The following is a 19,561-nucleotide window of genomic DNA, read 5'->3' as shown; positions in this document are numbered from 1 at the left end:
ATTACACCTTCTTTTTAATTGGAGCGAGCGATAATTTTAATTTTTTCAAGCCCTTGGAGTTAAATACAATTGTGATGTCATCTCCATTTTTGCTAACTACTCGTCCTTCACCCCAAAGCTTGTGTTCAACCAAATCTCCAGTTCCAATATCAGCAGAATTTGCAGATGGACTATTGTACTTCATTGGCTTATAACCAGTTGTAAGTATAGTCCTGCCTGGAGAGCTTTGTGTTTTTATCGGAGCCTTCTTTTCACTCTCTTGTCTGTCTATATAGTCTTCAATTTCTTCTACAAAACGGCTGGGCTTGCCATAGATAACATTGCCGTACATCATTCGCTCATCAGCCGAAGTTAAAAACAATCTGTCCTTGGCCCTGGTAATGGCAACGTACATTAGCCGTCTTTCTTCCTCTACCTCTTCCTCAGAATCCATTGACCTGGAAGATGGAAAAAGCCCTTCTTCAAGACCAACTACAAAGACATTTTTAAATTCCAAACCCTTAGAAGAGTGAACAGTCATCAAGGTTATCTTATCATCTTCGCTCTTGGAATCTATATCTGATAATAGAGATATTTCTGCTAAAAAGTCAGTCAGACTTGCGTCTTCATGAGTCTGTGAATACTCTTCAGCAAAAGTTAAAAACTCTTCGATATTTTGAACCCTTGATTCGTCTTCAACTGCATTTGAAAGCCTTAAGCTATCCAAATATCCTGATCCATCAACTATAGCCTTTACCCTATCCATTAAAGAAAGATTTTTATTGTCCATAATCTCAAGCATTTTATTGCCAAAGTCCGCGGCTTTTTTATTGTTGGAATTGGTTATAATTGCAAAGAAATCTTCTCCCGTGTAGGTCTTGGCATTCAAAAACTCAGTTAGAGTCTTCTCTCCAACTCCACGACGTGGTGTGTTTATAATCCTCTCAAAACTAACTGTATCATAAGGATTTTCGTAGAGCCTCAAATAAGCAATTACATCCTTTACTTCCTTGCGGTCATAGAATCTTAAACCACCTATAATCTCATAAGGTATTGAAGACCTCAAAAATATATCTTCAAAATTCCTGGACTGGGCGTTGGTCCTATATAAAATCGCTATATCGTTATAGGAAACACCCTTTAGGTTGAGCTCTTCAATTTTATTTGCAACATAAAATGCCTCGTCGCTATTGTTGGGCAAATTTATAAAGACAACTTGATCATCGGATTCCCTGGATGTGAACAAGTCCCTCTTGTATTTTTGATAGTTATTCGCAATCAGGTGGTTGGCTGCATTTAGAATTTGATTTGTAGACCTATAGTTTTCGTTTAAATATATAACCTTGGCATCTTTAAAATCATTTTCAAAATTTAAAATATTTTCTAAATTAGCCCCCCTAAAGGCATAGATACTTTGATTTTCATCACCCACAACAGTGATATTGTTGTGGTAGCTGGAAATCAGTTTTACAAATTGGTATTGGATGTCGTTAACGTCTTGGTACTCATCTACAAAAACATACTCGAATTTTTTTGAGTACTCTTCCCTAACCTGGCTGTTAGATTTTAAAATCTGAACAGTTTTTAAGATCAGGTCGTCAAAATCAAGGGCGTTTGCCTCCTTCAGCCTCTTTTCGTACTCTTCAAAAACCCTGCCAATTCTCTCCCTATAATAATCAGCGCCAGCATCGGTCAAGTATTCATGAACTCCCTTGCCTCTGTTTTTGTAATCTGAAATCTCATACCTAATTGACGATGCTTTAAAAGTGTCGGTATCGTAGTCAAAATCTTTTATAATTCTCTTAATTAAATTTGTGGTATCAGCAGTATCATAAATTGTAAAAGATGATGAATAATGCTTCCTTAAAATCCTAACGCATATGCTATGAAAGGTCCCTATCCAAAGCCCATCTACAGGTCTGTTTAAAATACTAGAAGCCCGGTCTTTCATCTCGTTGGCAGCCTTGTTGGTAAAAGTAATAGCCAAAATATTATAAGGGCTAACGCCCAAATCATTTATAAGATGTGCGAGCTTGTATGTAACAACCCGTGTTTTTCCACTTCCAGCCCCGGCTAAAACCAAGACTGGCCCTTCAGTTTGCATTACAGCTTCGTATTGATTTGTGTTTAATAAACTTTTTATATCCATATGCCTTCCTTTAAATATAATCATATTCATTATACTTTTTATAGGAATTTAAGTCAAGAAAAAAGCAGGTCCATGAAAATTTCAGCCAGCTTATAAATTGCATATTAATTTAAAATTTACTTTCATTTTAAATAAATATTTTATTTAAATCTATCTACAAAAACACTTTGAACAATAAATTTTAAATTGAAAACAAGGGCACAAAAAAACTGCGGCTAATCCGCAGTTTTAAATTGCTTATTTATTTTGATTTTTGCAAGCTTTTACAACTTGGCTTAAAAGAATTGTTGTGGTGATAGATCCAACTCCACGTGGAACTGGAGTAATCGCTGCAACAAAATCTTTAACATCGTCAAAGTTTACGTCGCCTGATAACTTGCCATCCGCTGTTGTGCCTACTCCGACGTCAATTACAATTGAGTCCTCTGTGAAGTAAGACTTATCAAGCATGGCAGGTCTACCCAAAGCAGTTACAACTATGTCAGCTCTTTTTGTGTGAGCCTTTAAATCCTTGGTTCTGGAATGGCAAATAGTAACTGTGGCATTTTCTTGTAAAAGCATCATTGAAAGTGGCTTACCAACAACCATTGACCTATTGATTACAACAACGTCCTTACCTTCAAGTTCATAGCCGTGTCCTTTGATCATTTCAACAGCTGCTCTTGGAGTTGCAGGTTCTAGTCCTGTTGGATCGCCTTCAAAAATCTTTTCTAGATTTATAGGGTTCATAGCGTCAACGTCTTTTTCAGCTACAATAATATTTTGCATCCTGTCTTGGTCAATGTGCTTTGGAAGTGGTCTAAACATTAAAATTCCATGAACTTCTTTGTCATTGTTTAACTTAACAAGTTCAGCTTCCAATTCTTCTGTTGTGGTCGATTCTTTCAAAGTAACGAGCCTTACCAACAAGCCAATAGCTTCTGAAGCTTTGACTATAGCTCTTTCGTAAGAAATATCTGAATCATTTTCGCCAACCCTTACAACAGCAATTGTAGGATTAATACCCTTGGCTTTTAATTCTTCTATATCTTTTGATAAGCCTTCTTTAATTTGATCAGCAACAACTTTGCCTCTTAATTCTTTCATATAATCTCCTTAAATTATAAAACGCGTCTAGCGCAAACGTAACGGGCGTTATAATATTTCTCACTTAGAGAATTGATCATAACCTTCATATACGGAGCGCTTGCGGCATGAATAAATTTATCATTTCCAATATAAATTCCAACGTGGCTTACTCCACTACCTGAAGTGTTAAAGAAAACTAAATCTCCAGGAACCAGGTCATTTCTATTCACCAATTGGCCAAAACCTGATTGAGATGCGCTTGATCTTGGCAATTTAACTCCAAGTTGCTTGTAAACCCATGTTGAAAAACCTGAGCAGTCAAAAGAATTTGGACCTGCAGTTGCATAAACATATGGTGTGTTTAATTTAGTTTGTGCTATTGCAACTACGTCATTTTCTAAACTTGGATTTCTGTTAGCAGCCCTAGATAATCTATCCTTTACAATTTTTACAAATTGTTTTGCAATAATAAATTCCTTCTTATCTTTTGTACTTGCAGTAAAATTCCCGTCTGCAAATCCATTAATGACAACAGGAGTACCCACTTCTAGAGTTGTCCCATCAATTAGCTGTATCAAACCAAGTAATTCACCTGTTACAACATTTGAAACAACTTCTTTGTCCAAGTCACTTGACAATACATAACCTGTTAAATTATCTGTGGTTAAAACAAACGAGTATTCACCTTCGTTTTTTTGAACAATAATAGATTCGCCTTCAAGCAATTGTCTTTTTACCTGGTCACTAGCCTTATCATCTTTTAAAGCTGTTAACCTTCTAACGGTAAATTCATTGCTTTTTTTATTGAACTGAATAATATTTTCGCCATCAAGCTCTGCAGTTTGGTTGTCTTTTTGAATGACATATCCATTGGGAGTTTCCTTTAATATTTCAACTTCTTCTCCCTCTACAAAGTTAATAACTAAATTATCTTTTGTTTTTACATCAACATTATTTATGATAGTACCTGTATCGAAAGTGGATAAAGCTAGAATAGAAATTGCTCCTACAAGCTTTATTGTCCCTTTTAAAAACTTGTTCATAAATCCTCCTTTAGTTAACAAAATAATTATATCAAAATTTGCTATCATTTGCAAATTTTAAGGAGTTTTATTATTTTTTAAGATTGTAAAAACCCTTTAGTCCTTTGTATTCTGCAGTGAAATCTAAAAATTCTTCAATTCTTAGAAGCTCATTATACTTAGCAACCCTATCTGTTCTGGCAGGTGCACCTGTTTTAATTTGTCCAGTGTTAAGTGCAACTGCAAGGTCAGCTATAAAGGCATCTTCACTTTCGCCTGATCTATGGGATATAACAGCTGTGTATCCAGCTTCCTTGGCCATAGAAACTGCGTCAATGGTTTCTGTTAGGGTTCCAATTTGATTTAACTTAATCAAAATTGAATTTGAAATTCCTTCTTCAATACCCTTTTCGAGTCTCTTGGTGTTTGTAACAAAGAGGTCGTCGCCAACCAATTGAATTTTTCCGCCCATTTTTTCGGTCATATACTTCCATCCGGCCCAATCGTCTTCTGCAAGACCATCTTCGATTGAGATTAGAGGATATTTATTGCAAAGATCTTGATAGTAATCTACCAATTCTTCAGCCTTAAACTCCTTGCCTTCTCCCTTTAAGATGTAAGCTTTTTTATCTGCATCATAAAATTCAGTGCTTGCTGCGTCAATGCCCAGATAAATGTCTTCGCCTGGCTTGTAACCTGCAGCTTCTATTGCTTCAATAATAACCTTTAAGGCTTCTTCATTTGAATTTAGATTTGGAGCAAAGCCGCCTTCATCGCCAACGCCTGTTGAAAGATTTTTATCCTTCAAAACATTCTTTAGGCTGTGATAAACTTCTGATCCCATGCGAAGTGCTTGGTGGAATGACTCTGCACTTACTGGCAAAATCATAAACTCTTGGATGTCAACGTTATTATCGGCGTGTTCTCCACCGTTTAAAATATTCATCATTGGAACTGGCAGAACTTTTGCGTTTACTCCACCGATATATTTATATAGTGGCAAGCCTAGCTCTCCTGCAGCTGCCCTTGCCACAGCAAGGCTAACTCCCAAAATAGCATTGGCACCAAGTTTGTCTTTGTTTTCTGTACCATCAAGATTGATCATGATGTTGTCAATTTCAGTTTGAGCATCAACTGGCAGGCCAATTAATTCATCTGCAATTATATCATTTACATTTTCTACAGCCTTTAAAACGCCCTTACCAAGATATCTTTTCTTGTCTCCGTCCCTTAACTCGAGGGCTTCGTGGGCACCTGTTGATGCGCCAGAAGGAACTATTGCCCTTCCAACAACACCGCTATCTGTAACAACTTCGACCTCAACGGTTGGATTTCCCCTTGAATCTAGCACTTCGCGTGCATGAACATCAATAATTTCACTCATCATTTACTCCTTAAATTCCACTATTCTCTTCCATGAATCGAATTTTAAACTAGCTCCACCGACCAAGACGCCGTCAACATGTTCAGTTGCCATTATCTCATCGATATTGCTATCTTTAACGCTACCACCGTATAAGAGGTGGACATCATCCTTAATGCCCTTGTACATATAGTCAAGTGTATTTCTTATATACTCAAGAGCTGACTTTATATCCGATGTGTGGGCCGTCTTTCCTGTGCCAATTGCCCAGATAGGTTCATAGGCATAGATAATTTTTCTAGCATCTTCTATATCGACACCTTCTAGGCCCTCTTTTAATTCCTTGTACAAATAGGCTTCGTAAGTCGAATTTTCTCTTTCACTAATGGGTTCGCCAATGCAAAAAATTGGTGTGATTCCATTCTTTAAAGCAGCCTTAACTTTTTTATTTAAAAGCTCATTTGATTCATAAAAAATTGTTCTGCGTTCAGAGTGGCCAATAATTGCATATTTAATTCCAAAGTCCTTGGCTTGTTCTAGAGAAATTTCCCCTGTAAAAGCTCCACTTGCCTCGTAGTAAAAATTTTGTAGGCCGTAGCTCTTGCCCTCCAAATACTCTTCAGCTTGATATAAATATATATTTGGTAGGCAGATAATCATCTCGCGATTTTCTTTTTCTTCAATTTGTGAAAGATTTTTTAATAAGTCTTCGGATTCTTTTTTAGACAGGTTCATCTTCCAATTTGCTGCTAAAATTTTTTTCCTCATTAGGCTTCCTCCAAACACTTAATACCTGGCAGTTCTTTGCCTTCCATCATCTCAAGACTTGCGCCTCCGCCTGTAGATACGTGGGTAACTTTGTCTTCATAACCAGAAAGTTTAACGGCGAGGCTTGAGTCGCCACCACCAATAATGGAAATGGCATCACTTTCTGCAACTGCCCTTGCAATTTCAAAAGTACCTTTTGCAAAATCTTTGTTTTCAAATACTCCCATAGGTCCATTCCAAATTACAAGTTTGGCATCTTTTATAGCCTTTGAGAAATTTTTAATTGATTCTTCCCCAATATCTACAGCCATCAAATCTGATTTATCATCGTCAAGTTTAACAGTCTTTATGACTTTTGAATCATCTAAGCTATCAGTCATAACTAAATCAACAGGTAATAAAATTTCAACATTTTTATCATCAGATTCATTCAAAAGTTCTTTTGCCAAATCAATTTTTTCATCTTCAACTAAGGATTTGCCCATATCATAGCCCTGAGCTTTTAAAAAGGTATTAGCCATTGCCCCGCCTATGATAATCTTATCGACTTTGTTTATAAGATTTTCAATTACACCAATCTTATCCGAAACTTTTGCTCCACCTAAGATGGCCACAAAGGGATGCTTAGGATTGTCAAGGTTTTCTTTGATGTATTTGATTTCATTTTCAACCAAAAATCCTGCTACAGCCGGCAAAATTTCTGAGACACCAACATTAGATGCGTGTGCCCTGTGGGCTGTGCCAAAGGCATCATTTACATAAATATCTCCGTGGGCTGCAAACTTCTTTGCAAGTTCTGGATCATTTTTTTCTTCACCTACATCATATCTAGTATTTTGCAGGAGCAAAATGCTTCCATCAAAGTCCTTTGAAGCCTTTAAAGTATCGTCATTAACTGGACTTTTTATGTCAAAGAAGATAACTTTTTTGCCTGTTAATTCCTCTAACTTTTCAGCAACTGGTTTAAGTGAAAACTCAGGCTTATATACGCCCTTTGGGCGACCAAGATGGCTCATCAATACTACCTTGGCTCCTTTGTCCATCAGATAATCAATGGTTTTTAAAGCTGATTTTATCCTAAAGTCATCGATTATCTTACCGTCTTTCATAGGAACATTAAAATCAACTCTAACTAGGGCTCTTTTATTTTTAAAATCAATATCTCTAACAGTTTTTTTCATTATATGCTCTTTGCTATCATTTTAGCTAAATCTACAACTCTGCAGGAATATCCCCATTCGTTATCGTACCATGAAACGATCTTTACCATGTTGTCGCCCATCATCATTGTGAGTTTGCTATCAACAATTGAACTACGTCTGTCGCCTTGGTAGTCAATGCTTACAAGCTCTTCATCTGAGAAGCCTAGGATGCCCTTCATTTCATTTTCACTTGCTTTTTTCAAAGCAGCATTTACTTCTTCAACTGTAGTTGTTTTTTTAAGTTCTAGTACAACATCAACAACTGATACTGTAGGAGTTGGAACTCTTAGAGCATAACCATTTAATTTTCCCTTTAATTCAGGAATAACCTCTGCAACAGCCTTAGCAGCACCTGTTGTTGTAGGAACCATGCTCAATGCAGCTGCTCTTGCCCTGCGTCTATCCTTTTTATGTCTCTTATCAAGAATCATTTGGTCGCCTGTGTATGCGTGGCAGGTTGTCATCATACCTTTTTCAATACCAAAAGTATCTTCAATAACCTTAGCTACTGGTGCAAGGCAGTTTGTTGTGCAGCTTGCGTTTGAAATAATATTTTGTTCTGGCTTATATGTGTCACAGTTAACACCCATAACAATTGTATTATCAAGACCCTTGCCAGGAGCAGTTAAAATAACTTTTTTAACACTTCCTTTTAAGTGTTTTCCAAGGCCTTCCATATCCTTAAAAGCACCTGTTGCGTCAATTACGATTTCAACTCCGTGTTCTGACCAGTCAATTTCAGCTGGGTCTCTAAATTGTGTAAAGTGGACTTTGTGGCCTTCGATATCAAAGCCATCGCCTTCAACTTTTATATCCTTAGTAAATTTACCATAAAGACTGTCATATTTAAATAAGTGTCTTAGGTCATCCAAGTCACCACTAGCATTGATATGAACTAGTTCAAGACCGTGGTCTTCCTCTAGTAAAATCCTAGCTACGTCCCTACCAATTCTTCCAAAACCGTTAATTCCTACTTTCATTTTAACCTCCTACTAATTTTTCTTTACATATTGCAATCCATTTGCCTTTGGTGACCTACTCTTGCCTGATGTTATTACCAATATTATTAAAGTAAGAACATAAGGTAACATAGAAAGTACCGAGCTTGGGATTTGTGTGTTACCACCACCAAAGTGAATTGCAAGTCCTTGTGCAAGGCCGAACAATAATGAAGCCATTAATGCCCCTTGCGGTTTCCAATTTCCAAATATCATAGCTGCAAGAGCAATAAAGCCTTGCCCGCTTACCAAAGTTGTCCTAAAGTTTGCAACAACAGCTATTGACAAACTCGCTCCTCCAAGTCCAGCCAAGAAACCACTTGACAAGACTCCGAAGTATTTAATTTTTCTAACATTAATACCCAAGGTATCTGCGGCTAGAGGGTGTTCACCAACTGCACGCATCCTAAGGCCAAGTTTTGTATTATATAAAAGTATATATACGATTACAACCAAGATTAATGCAATATAAAATGTTGCATATTGGTTGAAGACTGACTTTAAAAATGAACCTTCAGCAAAGGTGTCTTTAAAAAGTTGTGGTAATTTTTGATCCATTGTTAGTGGTTTTGAAGTTGCACCACCATCAAAGAATAACCTGCACAAAAAGAGCGCAAGTCCAGGTCCCAAAAAGTTAATTGCAGTACCACTTACAACATGGTCAGCCCCAAACTTAATTGTAGCCAAAGCGTGTGGAATTGCAATTACAAGGCCGGCCAGGCCCCCGCATAAAAACGCTAGCCAAGGGCTGCCAGAGAAATGGGCAACTGTCGCTGCTATCAAAGCACCAATGGACATTATCCCTTCCAGACCAATATTTACAACGCCTGTGTTCTCACTCATTACCCCACCTATAGCAGCATAAATAAGAGGAGTTGCATACATAAATGTTATACCAATAATAATTCCAATTTCTTGTAAACTCATTATATTTCCTCCTTAGCTTCTATAGATGACTCTACTTTCTTTTTGTTTTTAAAGACAAAAGGTATAGAGATAAAGAACACGATAAATCCGATCATAATCGAAACGATTTCTCCTGGTACCCCAACGCTTAAGGTTAATTTTCCGCCGCCGTATTTGAGGGCTGAGAAAAGTAAGGATACTGGAATAACTGCAAGTGGATTGTTAAGTGCTATAAGTGCGATTGCGATCCCGTCAAATCCAACGCCTTGCATTAGAGCAAGAACCCCAATCCTTTGTGTTACTCCAAGTACATCGACAGCTCCTGCGAGTCCGCCAATAGCACCTGAAATAAACATAGCTTGTACTATCTTTTTATTTACTGAAATTCCTGAGAATTTTGCTGCATCTTTGTTTAGACCAACAGCTTTGAGTTCAAAACCAAGAGTAGTCTTTTTTAATATAAACCATGTTACAATTGCAACCAAGATGCCAACGAGTAGTCCCAAGTTAACTGGAGCCTTCAAGAAATTGCCCCAGAAAGAATTTCCTGCTAAATATTCCATACCAGCTTCAGTGGACTTCCATGAGTCTAATATTCTAATGCTTGCATTTGGAGAAATGTTATAAGAAAAGTCACTATTTGGCTGTCTAATCGCAGTTAATGTCAAGACATAATTGTTAAAGTAAAGTGCAATCCAGTTTAACATAATGGAAGAGATAACTTCATTTACATTAAACTTTGCTTTTAAAAATCCTACAAAAGCCGCATATAATCCACCGGCTAAAAATGCACATAACAAACAAAATATTGGATGAATAACAGGTGGTAAATCCACGAGTATGCCTGCACAAGTAGCTACCACAGAACCAATAATAAATTGGCCTTCGATCCCAATATTAAAAAGTCCTGTCTTAAATGCAAAGGCAGCAGCAATTCCCGTTAAAAGAAGTGGTGCCATATTTACAAGTGTATAGCTCATTGAGGTCGGTGTATTAAAAATACCATAAAATAAGTTATACATAACCTTTATTGGGTTGTGGCCCGCCAATATGAGTACAACAGATCCAAATAAAATACCGACTAAAATTGATAGGAGTGCTGTACTTATTCTTTTTTTATTATTCATTTTTACCTCCTGCCATCAAAAGTCCTAGCTCGTTTTCATTTGTTTCTGAAGCTTTTTTCTGATCTACAATTTTACCATCAAAGATAACAGCAATTTCATCTGATAAATTTAATATTTCATCAAGTTCAAAGCTCACTAATAAGATTGCCTTGCCCTTGTTGCGTTCATTTACAATTGCCCTGTGAACATATTCAATCGCTCCGACGTCTAAGCCCCTTGTTGGTGTAACCGCGATCAAGATATCTGGGTCTTCTGTAATTTGTCTAGCAATAATAACTTTTTGTTGGTTACCACCAGATAAGCTGCCGGCAGGAACAGAACCATCTGTAGGCCTTATGTCAAAGTTTTCAATAAGTTCTTGTCCGCGTTCACTAAGTTTATCTTCTTGTAATATTCCCTTCTTTGAAAGAGGTTCGTTTTTAATTCTTAAAATAGAAAGGTTGTAATCAACAGGATATTCTAAAATCAAACCGTGCTTTTGCCTATCTTCAGGTATGGATAACAATTTGCTATCTATAATATCCTTTGGACTTTTATTCTGAACTTCCTTGCCATTTATAAAAATCTTGCCTTCTTTAGCTGTGGTCATGCCGATAATGGCGTCCACAAGTTCAATTTGTCCGTTGCCATCAACACCAGCTAAACCAAGTATTTGACCCTTCCTTAGTTCAAGATTTAAGCCGCGAACTCTTTCTCTTTTATCTAAATCATCAACCTTTAGGTTTTCAACTTTCAAGCAAACTTCTCCTACTTCAACTTCAGGTTTATCAACAGCAAATACAACTTCCCTACCAACCATCATGTTAGCAAGATCTTGCTCTGTAACATCACATACATTTACCGTATCAATTTTTTTTCCCCGCCTGATAATCGTACACCTGTCGGCCATGGATTTAATTTCTCTAAGCTTGTGAGTAATTATTATTATAGTCTTTCCTTCAGCCTTTAAGTTATTGACAATACCAATAAAATCTTCAATCTCTTGTGGGGTCAAAACTGCAGTTGGCTCATCAAAAATAATAATGTCAGATCCCCTATAAAGAGCTTTAAGTATTTCAACCCTTTGCTGCATACCAACGCTTATATTCATAACCTTGGCATCTGGATCAACATTTAAACCATATCTATCAATCAATTCTTTAATAGTATCTTTGGCAGTATTCTTATCCAAGAACATTCCCTTTGTAGGTTCGTTGCCTAGAATAATATTTTCAGTAACAGTAAATACATCAACTAACATAAAATGCTGGTGAACCATTGCAATTTTATGGTTAATAGCATCAAGTGGTGAGTTAATAACAACCTTTTTACCATCTAAGAATATTTCGCCCTCATCAGCTGTATAAAGGCCATACAATATATTCATAAGAGTTGATTTACCCGCACCATTTTCTCCAAGCAGAGAGTGAACTTCGCCTTTTCTTATTTCTAAGTTAATTTTATTATTTGCAATGTTGTCGCCAAAAATCTTGGTGATATTAGACATTTTAATTAAATTATCTTCGGCCATGTGCCCTCCTTATCTTTAAAAAAAGCGACCTAAAGATAGGTCGCCTTTTTTTATAATGACTTAATATATTCTTCGTATGATTCTTCGTTATTTGGAACCTTAATATCTCCATTAACGATGTTTTCTTTAAGTTTTTCAACTTCTTCTAAAACATCAGCTGGAACGTGTTTATCACTTGTTGGAGCAATATCAACACCGTTATTAGCTAGTGAGAATTCAACTGTTTTGGCTTCGAATTTACCTTCAGCAAATTCTTTAGAAATATCATACATGGCAACGCCAACGTTTTTAATTGTTGAAGTAATTACGTGGTCAGGAGCAATATAGTTTTGGTCACGGTCAACACCGATAACCTTCTTGTCTGCTTCTCTAGCAGCTTCAATAACACCGTCGCCTACACCGCCAGCAGCGTGGAATACAATGTCAGCTCCGCCTTCGTACATTTTCTTTGCAATAGCCTTACCCTTTGTAGCATCTGTAAAGCTGTCAGCATATTGTACTTCAACTTCAATTTCCTTGCCTAATTCTTTTGCAGCGTATTGAACACCGGCTCTATATCCATATTCAAAAGCCCAAATAGTATCTCCTTCAATACCGCCAACAAAACCTACTTTATTTGTTTCTGTCATCTTACCTGCAATGTATCCAACCAAGAATGAAGGTTCATTGTCCTTAAATACACAGTTAACAACATTCTTTAGATCTGGATTTGAAGAAACAGAGTCAATAAGTGCATACTTTGTATCTGGATTAGCAGCTGCAGCAGCTGTTAAGTCTTTTTCTAGTTTAAATCCTACACCCCAGATTAAACCATTTCCAGCTTCTAACATAGCTTGGAAGTTTGGAGCATAGTCTGATGGAATGTGACTTTCTACATAAGATACATTGATTTTTGTATCTTTGTTAAGTTGTTGAAGTCCTTCCCAACCACCTTGGTTAAAGCTTTGGTCATTTACACCGCCTTCGTCTGTAACCATACCAACTTTTACATTACTGTAATCTACTGATTCTGTGCTTTCTGCATTGTCTTTATTGTCAACATTTGCATCAGCTGCTTTGTCGGATTTGTTTCCGCAGCCAAATGTAAATAACATTGCAACAGCTAATAAAATAGCAAATAACTTTTTCATAAAATCTCCTCTTTTAAATTTTTAATGTTTAAATAATAAAAAGGTAGCTGAGTCGTGCAAGACGACCCAGTTTACCTTTATTTAATATTCTAGCAGTTTGCGTCTCCTGTGACATAACCTGCTTTTTCTAGTTCCTTGTGTGCAGCTTCAAGTTTTGCTTCGTTAACCATAACGATTGGACCTGTGCAGCCCATTCCGCTTTCAGCATAAATGCCAACTGCCCATAATGCTTGAACAGCATCTTCAAGTTCTAGAATATCAATACCTGCGATTGAACCATCTACGATTTCTTTTTCAGGCATTTTTACTTCTTCTTTTGGTCCAGCTGCTTTTGTGGATTCAGCTTTTAAGCCATCTAAGATCTTATCTAAACCAGCTTTTTCAGCCTTAGCATATTCTGACTTTTTGATTTGATCGATTCCACCGCGAGCTGTTCTAATTGCATATTCAAGTGCGTTTGCAACTACAGGATATCCACTAGCACGGCTAACGATAAAGATATGTCTATCATATCCTCTGCCAATACCAGGACCATATCCATAACCCATGGCTTCAAATCCGCCACCTGTTTGGAAACTTGAGAACATCTTCATCAAGATATTCCCTGTAAGTGTATCTGTAACCATAACATCAGGTACGCCTTGTAAGAGGTCATTACCTCTCATTACACAGCCACCATCTGCACGGTTTGATTCTGCAAAATGAAGTGTGTATCCATTAGATGAAAGTTCTTTTAGAGCCCTTTCAACTTGTCTAGCACCGTCAACATTTAGAATACCAATTGTTGGTTCAGCCTTGCCCATTGCCTTTGCAGTAATAACACCTGCAATAGCGTTTAGAACCATAGCTTCAACCCTGTGTGGTGAGGAAGTTCCTGTTGTTGTGGCAATAGTCATTTCTTCTCCAAGAGCCGGAGTAATAACTCTACCTACAGTACTTACACCAATTGGGAAATTGTAGTGCATGGTAACAAAAGCTGAAACTTCTCCACTATCAAGCAGTTCTTCCATCTTTTTGTAACCTTCATCTTCACTTGCTACATTGTATTGAACAAGATCAGTTTCTGCCTTATCACCAACAGTGATAATTACAACTTCTGAGGATGGGTCAGCTGCTTGAGATTTTTCTGCTCCCTTAACTAGGTTTTCGACTCCATGTTCACTGCCAAATGCTGTTAAACCGACCCTAACTTTTTTACCAAAGCTACCTGATTCGATTCCATCAGCAATGTCCATAAAGACGTCACCAATCATCTTTTTAATATTTTGTTCTGACATCAAATCACCCCTATTCTTGAACGAATGAAGCTGCAAATTCTCTCATAGCATCTGCAACATATTTCTTAATTGTGTCTTCAGATACTCCCTTAGAGTCTTCTCCCTTCTTACCGTCATTTGCTTCAATAACAATAGAAGCACCATCAAATAGGTTTGTCATACGTCCTAGGAACAGGCTTCCTTTACCAATTAACATTGCTCTATTCATCTTTCCTTCGAGCATGTCTTCTCTAATAAATCCAAGGTATGGAACACCTGAAGGAATATGTCCTTGTGTTGGAGCCCATCCATTTACACCGTAGTCGCTAGCAAATGTTAGTAAGCCTTGTCTTTCGATTTCTCCACCCCTAACAGCTAGAGCACCAATCATCTTATAGTTAGCTTCAGGAACGTCTCCTGCACCAGCTGGTTTTGTGATGTCTGGGTTTTGCATTTCAACTGAATATTTATCAACGTCTGTAATCTTTAATCCAGCTTTTTCAAGTGGCATAGTTACAAGTGAAGAAATAACAGCTTGTGGTGCTGATCCAGTTCCTACTGTGTGACGACCAACGATGTCGTTTCTCATGATTGGGTTCTTGCCATCGTTTTCACCGATAACAGTTGCAAAACCTGCAACACAGTCTTCGATGATTGGAAGATCTTTCTTAACGTGGTCTTTACCGTTCATACCTAATTTAGCTGTACATCCACCTGCAACAACTAGAACGTTTTTAAATGTTCCAGCAGCAACTAGCGATGAAGCTTGTATAACAGAGTGTGATGGAGCAGCACAGAAACCTCTTGTATCTGATCCACTTGCGTTTACAAGACCAGCAAATTCAGCAATAGATTTTGCAAAGTTACCGCCACCACGTTGGTTCATATCACCGCATGCTTCTTCTGAGCATTCGATTACATATTCGATATCTTCTGGGTTAATTCCATTCTTTTCAATACAGTGTAAAGCTGCTAATATACCTGAAGCTTTTGCTACAAGGTTTTCAAACATTACGTGAGCTGATAAGTTTTGGTCTATCTCATGAGCTCTCTTGACACAGCCAACAACTTTACCATCATTTACGAGTGGTTCTGCGTTGAATTTATTTATTGCGTCATCAATAGCTGATTGATCTGCACCATCTTTTAATCTATCCACTAATTCATCTTTAATAAGTGGGTGATCAGCCATCTTTTGTTTAACAGCAGCGCTGAATTCATGTTCAAGAAGAACTAGGTCAAAAACGTCAACGATTTTAATTAAACCAATAAATTCATCTTGTGGCATGATTTCGCCGTATTTACCATGTCTGTCAGCATTTGGCATCTTGTGATTTGTCCATGGCATTTCTAAGTCTGCTAAAACTTCTGGTCTTTCATTACCAATATAAATTTGGTTTGGATAATAACTTACAACATCATCAAAGCTTCTTAAATGTTTTGGAACTGCATCCAAATACTTTTGTTCAGCATCAATCTTAGCTTGATCTTTTTCATGTTCGATAATGAATTTTGCACTTGTTTGTGTTGTACCATTATGAATAACCATATCTGGACAATGCATCAATACATAACTGCTTCCTTTGTTTACTGAGTAACTCAATATATACACCTCCATAAATTTGCTATTTTAATAAATAGCCTTGCCATACACATATACCCAAAATTATATGTATATATCCATCTAAATTATACAATATTAGGCCAATAATAACAATACCCTTTTAAAATTATTTCATTTTACCCTATAGAGTTTACTATTGATTATTTTTAAAAAGTTATCACTGGCTATTTTAAAACAAAATCACATAAATTTATATAATCACTAAAAAATTATTAAACCTATGCTCTACAATTTAAAAAATAAAACCGGGAACAAAACTGTCCCCGGTTGTTAGTGTACTAGTTATCAAAAACTGTTTGACCATCAACTTCTGTTGTTAATGCGTCAAGTGCTTTCTTAACTAATTTTTTCCTCAATTCATATTCTTCTTCCTTGGTTAACTTTGGATCTCCAAGTGGGTGAGGAATAGCAATTGTAGGAACAATTCTATTAGCTCCAACTGTTTGTGAAATTGGAACAACAGTACACATATGAACTACAGGTAGACCTGCGCGTTCAATTTCCTTAACCATCGTTGCACCGCAACGTGTACAGGTGCCTCAGGTTGAGGTCATTATAACTGCGTCAACGCCATCTGCAATTAGCTTTTGTGCGTACTCTGCAGCAAATTTCTTAGCACTTGCTACAGCGGTTCCGTTACCAACTGTTGTATAGAATTTGTTGTGAAGTGATCCGATGACTCCCTCTTTTTCAAATTCTCTCATTACGTCTACAGGTAAAACTCTGTCTGAGTCTTCATTACAGTAAACTGGGTCAAATCCACCGTGAGCTGTTTCGTAAGTGTCTTCTGTTAAGTCATTTACGCCAGTGATATCATATTCACCATATTTACTTGCAGATGATGATTCAATGTGGTCTGGATTGCCCTTAGGAACAATACCACCTGAAGTACATAATGCAATCTTGGCTTTTGAAAGATCTTTGATAGCTGGTTGTGGATCTACTCTATCAAACTCTGGCATTGGATATTCTGTTACGAATTCTTCGCCTTTGAGTTTCTTTAGAAGCATATCTACAGCTCTCTTTGAGCCAGTTTCTTCGTGGAAGAAGTTGTATCTAACTCCTCTTTCAATATAGCCTTCTTCTTCTGGTGTTCCGATTTCTTCGCCTTTAACTAACTTTAGAGCTAGTTTTGCGATAGCTGGAACAGCCTTACCCATAGCTGCTGCTGAGTTACCTGTTGATACGATATAAACAGATTTCTTAAACATATCAGCGCCAGGGTTTTCGATATACATACCGGTTACAGATGGAATTCCAAGTTCATTTTGAACTGCATCTGCAATAGTAGCACATGCTACCCCGTAACGTCCTGCGTTAAATGCTGGACCGGCGATAAATAAATCGGGTTTTATTTCTTCAACAATTTTGAGAATTTCAGCTTTGGCTTCTTCGATGTTTTCACCGAAGTATGAGTCACCACAAATGACGGTGTTTACAATTTCAGCTTCGCCTCTAAATGCACCTTTAAGAGCATTACCAGGGCCAACTGCACCATCTCTAACCTCAGGCTTAATGTCAGCCTTTTCTTCCCCACCGATACCGGCGAAGAATTGGTTAATATAGTGAACAACTTTGATTTTCTCCATTGTGTTCCCCCTTTCTTCTATTCGGATGTGAATTTATAAAAATTGACAGTGCTGATCTCTCATTTCTTTGATTTCAGCGTTAATTGCTTCGCCATCAAGGACCATTTCCATCATTCCAATTTGTTCATCATAAACAGCTGGATCGATTTCGGCCTTAACATCTTCTTCTAGTACATGGTATACCTTAAGTCCCAACGAGACTCCGGCGAGCGGACCTGCCCAGGTTGGATCTCCTGCAGTAACTGTTTCAGCAGCTAGTCCTGCTGTTTCTGCTTCAGCTCCACCTAGTAAAACTACAACATTTTCTGCGCCGTACTTATCTGCGGCTTCTTTAACTCTGTTTTGGTTTTCCAAGTCCATTGCTCCTGCGGCGGTTCAGACGAAGCATTCAGTAGCTGAAAATACGACTTCAGCTGGTGTCGTCTTAATGCACTCTTCCATTGCAGGACCAGGAATACCATCTCTGTCACCAATGATGATGACTTTTGTATTGTCATTAAATAACATTCTTGGTTCCTCCCTTAAAATTTTAATTTTTGTTATTGTTTGTGAAAAATATTACTATTTTCCTCTAGCAGTTAAATATCCAAATCCAGTTTCGTTTGTTGCACCTGTAATTGCTTGGATTTCAACTTCTAATGATCCGTCTTCTCTAATTGCTTTGTCGGATCCACCAGCGATAATTGCAACATATTTTTCATCGCCGATTACGTGGTCAAGTTTTGGTAATACAACAACTTGGTTAGCGTTACCACCTGTTACTACAGCATCTGCTAGTGGATCAGCGTCAGCTAATGATTGGCTGGCACCGTCACGGCCTGCATATTCGTCTGTAATAATAACAGTCTTAACACCTTGTTTTTCAATTTTTTTGCAGTTCATAATTAAGTCTGTATCTGGGTTACCAAATCCTTCTTGTGAAAGAATGATACCATCAAGATCTAAATATCTGCAAAGTTTAGCTGTCCAGTTTGAAGAACGTTCCTTATCAGCTAGGTAAACGTTTTCGTTAGTAATAATCATACCTACGAAGTTGATTTCCTTGCCGTGAACCTTGTAAAGATTCTTAATAACGTCGTTATTCATGTGAACATAGCTTGGGTTTTTATCACAGCTTGAAACACAGTTTCCGCTGATGATAGCTCCATCCATAACTTCTGTTGGATATAACAGTGTTGGTACAATTTGTTTTGCGTCTACACCATATACATATGTGTCATGGAGTAGGCCTTGAGATTGTAGCATTTGTACATAAGCTACTCTTGGTAGTCCTTTGAATTTTTCAGCACCTTCCATCAAAGGTAATGTTTCATAAACTTCAACTTCATCAGGTTCTAAATTTCTTCCTGCTTCTGCAAGATACATAGCTGTTTTAAATCCAGCTAATCTTAGAGCCTTTTCGTGATTGTGTTGCTTTAATCCTTCGATTGGATCAGCTTTCAATACGATGTTTAAAGTTTTTGAAAATGGTGTGTAGTCTGCACCTGGTCCAGTCATGTCTACGATTCCTTCTTGGAAGCCGACAACTTTACCAGTTGTTACAACTGCACAACCTTTGAGTACGTGGGTTTTACCACTTCCTACAACATCAACTTTTGACATAACCCCTGGGAAAATTCCCCCTGGGCCTTCAACTTTTACGCGTGGTTCAACAACATCTTTAACTGGTGTAATTCTGATGCTTTCACCTGGTCTAGCAAGTTCAACATCTGCAGTTGCGATGTGTTCGTCCTCTAAAACTAAATCGATAATTTCTTGTTTGTTAACAAAGAGAGTGCCGTTTTCGATTTTAGTTTCATTTCCGAATTGGATATCCTTAATAAGAATATTACCTATTTCGAGACGCATAAATTCACCTCCTTAAAATATT

General features: G+C 37.4%; 16 protein-coding genes. All 16 read right to left on the bottom strand.

Translation table 11 applies throughout. From position 1 onward, the window contains the following. Window position 1 precedes the first annotated feature (1 nt). Window positions 2-2,128 carry an ATP-dependent helicase gene (locus CUU59_RS02330; protein ID WP_099950405.1) on the bottom strand — a complete coding sequence of 709 codons (2,127 nt, stop codon included), beginning with the start codon at window positions 2,126-2,128 and terminating at the stop codon, window positions 2-4. A gap of 237 nt (window positions 2,129-2,365) precedes the next feature. Further along, on the bottom strand, window positions 2,366-3,214 hold the full coding sequence (locus tag CUU59_RS02325) for a bifunctional 5,10-methylenetetrahydrofolate dehydrogenase/5,10-methenyltetrahydrofolate cyclohydrolase (protein WP_075573832.1): 849 nt from the start codon (window positions 3,212-3,214) through the stop codon (window positions 2,366-2,368). Window positions 3,215-3,228: 14 nt separating this feature from the next. After that, window positions 3,229-4,239, bottom strand: coding sequence for a C40 family peptidase (locus CUU59_RS02320; RefSeq protein ID WP_099950404.1), 1,011 nt, complete (start codon window positions 4,237-4,239; stop codon window positions 3,229-3,231). Window positions 4,240-4,309: 70 nt separating this feature from the next. Continuing rightward, entirely contained in the window at window positions 4,310-5,602 is a 1,293-nt protein-coding gene (gene eno / locus CUU59_RS02315; RefSeq protein ID WP_099950403.1) for a phosphopyruvate hydratase, read from the bottom strand. Between the two features lie 3 nt (window positions 5,603-5,605). Further along, window positions 5,606-6,349, bottom strand: a complete 744-nt coding sequence (gene tpiA, locus CUU59_RS02310; protein WP_099950402.1) for a triose-phosphate isomerase — start codon at window positions 6,347-6,349, stop codon at window positions 5,606-5,608. After that, a complete protein-coding gene (locus tag CUU59_RS02305; RefSeq protein ID WP_099950401.1) occupies window positions 6,349-7,533 on the bottom strand; it encodes a phosphoglycerate kinase in 1,185 nt (394 codons plus the stop codon). The genes tpiA and CUU59_RS02305 overlap by 1 nt, the downstream gene beginning before the upstream one ends. Beyond that, window positions 7,530-8,531 (bottom strand): type I glyceraldehyde-3-phosphate dehydrogenase, encoded by a 1,002-nt coding sequence (gap, locus tag CUU59_RS02300; protein ID WP_099950400.1) that lies wholly within the window; start codon window positions 8,529-8,531, stop codon window positions 7,530-7,532. Before gap ends, CUU59_RS02305 begins: the two co-directional genes overlap by 4 nt. 12 nt (window positions 8,532-8,543) lie before the next feature. Continuing rightward, the gene (locus CUU59_RS02295) at window positions 8,544-9,476 is read right to left on the bottom strand and encodes an ABC transporter permease (RefSeq protein ID WP_099950399.1); all 933 of its coding nucleotides are present in this window, start codon (window positions 9,474-9,476) and stop codon (window positions 8,544-8,546) included. Continuing rightward, window positions 9,476-10,582: an ABC transporter permease gene (locus CUU59_RS02290; protein WP_099950398.1), complete on the bottom strand. Its 1,107-nt coding sequence runs from the start codon at window positions 10,580-10,582 to the stop codon at window positions 9,476-9,478. The genes CUU59_RS02295 and CUU59_RS02290 overlap by 1 nt, the downstream gene beginning before the upstream one ends. Then, window positions 10,575-12,092, bottom strand: coding sequence for an ABC transporter ATP-binding protein (locus CUU59_RS02285; protein WP_099950397.1), 1,518 nt, complete (start codon window positions 12,090-12,092; stop codon window positions 10,575-10,577). The genes CUU59_RS02290 and CUU59_RS02285 overlap by 8 nt, the downstream gene beginning before the upstream one ends. Before the next feature lie 50 nt (window positions 12,093-12,142). Next, entirely contained in the window at window positions 12,143-13,222 is a 1,080-nt protein-coding gene (locus CUU59_RS02280; RefSeq protein WP_099950396.1) for a BMP family lipoprotein, read from the bottom strand. Between the two features lie 89 nt (window positions 13,223-13,311). Then, complete coding sequence (grdD, locus tag CUU59_RS02275; RefSeq protein ID WP_099950395.1) at window positions 13,312-14,499, bottom strand: glycine/sarcosine/betaine reductase complex component C subunit alpha; 1,188 nt, start codon at window positions 14,497-14,499, stop codon at window positions 13,312-13,314. 10 nt (window positions 14,500-14,509) lie between these two features. Beyond that, window positions 14,510-16,081 carry a glycine/sarcosine/betaine reductase complex component C subunit beta gene (grdC, locus tag CUU59_RS02270; protein ID WP_099950394.1) on the bottom strand — a complete coding sequence of 524 codons (1,572 nt, stop codon included), beginning with the start codon at window positions 16,079-16,081 and terminating at the stop codon, window positions 14,510-14,512. Window positions 16,082-16,380: 299 nt separating this feature from the next. Continuing rightward, window positions 16,381-17,691 (bottom strand): glycine reductase complex selenoprotein B, encoded by a 1,311-nt coding sequence (gene grdB / locus CUU59_RS02265; RefSeq protein WP_099950393.1) that lies wholly within the window; start codon window positions 17,689-17,691, stop codon window positions 16,381-16,383. Between the two features lie 33 nt (window positions 17,692-17,724). Further along, window positions 17,725-18,198, bottom strand: coding sequence for a glycine/sarcosine/betaine reductase complex selenoprotein A (gene grdA / locus CUU59_RS02260; RefSeq protein ID WP_099950392.1), 474 nt, complete (start codon window positions 18,196-18,198; stop codon window positions 17,725-17,727). A 54-nt stretch (window positions 18,199-18,252) separates the two neighbouring features. Continuing rightward, window positions 18,253-19,539, bottom strand: a complete 1,287-nt coding sequence (locus CUU59_RS02255; protein WP_099950391.1) for a glycine/sarcosine/betaine reductase component B subunit — start codon at window positions 19,537-19,539, stop codon at window positions 18,253-18,255. Window positions 19,540-19,561: the final 22 nt, after the last annotated feature.

The sequence above is a fragment of the Ezakiella peruensis genome, assembly GCF_900215725.1.
GTDB lineage: Bacteria > Bacillota > Clostridia > Tissierellales > Peptoniphilaceae > Ezakiella > Ezakiella peruensis.
This window is presented reverse-complemented; position numbering and strand designations above follow the sequence as displayed.

Bases quoted from the DNA above. Each gene is read 5' to 3' on its own strand.
- CUU59_RS02330 (WP_099950405.1), bottom strand. From the start codon at position 2,128: ATGGATATAAAAAGTTTATTAAACACAAATCAATACGAAGCTGTAATG.
- CUU59_RS02325 (WP_075573832.1), bottom strand. From the start codon at position 3,214: ATGAAAGAATTAAGAGGCAAAGTTGTTGCTGATCAAATTAAAGAAGGC.
- CUU59_RS02320 (WP_099950404.1), bottom strand. From the start codon at position 4,239: ATGAACAAGTTTTTAAAAGGGACAATAAAGCTTGTAGGAGCAATTTCT.
- eno (WP_099950403.1), bottom strand. From the start codon at position 5,602: ATGAGTGAAATTATTGATGTTCATGCACGCGAAGTGCTAGATTCAAGG.
- tpiA (WP_099950402.1), bottom strand. From the start codon at position 6,349: ATGAGGAAAAAAATTTTAGCAGCAAATTGGAAGATGAACCTGTCTAAA.
- gap (WP_099950400.1), bottom strand. From the start codon at position 8,531: ATGAAAGTAGGAATTAACGGTTTTGGAAGAATTGGTAGGGACGTAGCT.
- CUU59_RS02295 (WP_099950399.1), bottom strand. From the start codon at position 9,476: ATGAGTTTACAAGAAATTGGAATTATTATTGGTATAACATTTATGTAT.
- CUU59_RS02290 (WP_099950398.1), bottom strand. From the start codon at position 10,582: ATGAATAATAAAAAAAGAATAAGTACAGCACTCCTATCAATTTTAGTC.
- CUU59_RS02285 (WP_099950397.1), bottom strand. From the start codon at position 12,092: ATGGCCGAAGATAATTTAATTAAAATGTCTAATATCACCAAGATTTTT.
- CUU59_RS02280 (WP_099950396.1), bottom strand. From the start codon at position 13,222: ATGAAAAAGTTATTTGCTATTTTATTAGCTGTTGCAATGTTATTTACA.
- grdD (WP_099950395.1), bottom strand. From the start codon at position 14,499: ATGTCAGAACAAAATATTAAAAAGATGATTGGTGACGTCTTTATGGAC.
- CUU59_RS02255 (WP_099950391.1), bottom strand. From the start codon at position 19,539: ATGCGTCTCGAAATAGGTAATATTCTTATTAAGGATATCCAATTCGGA.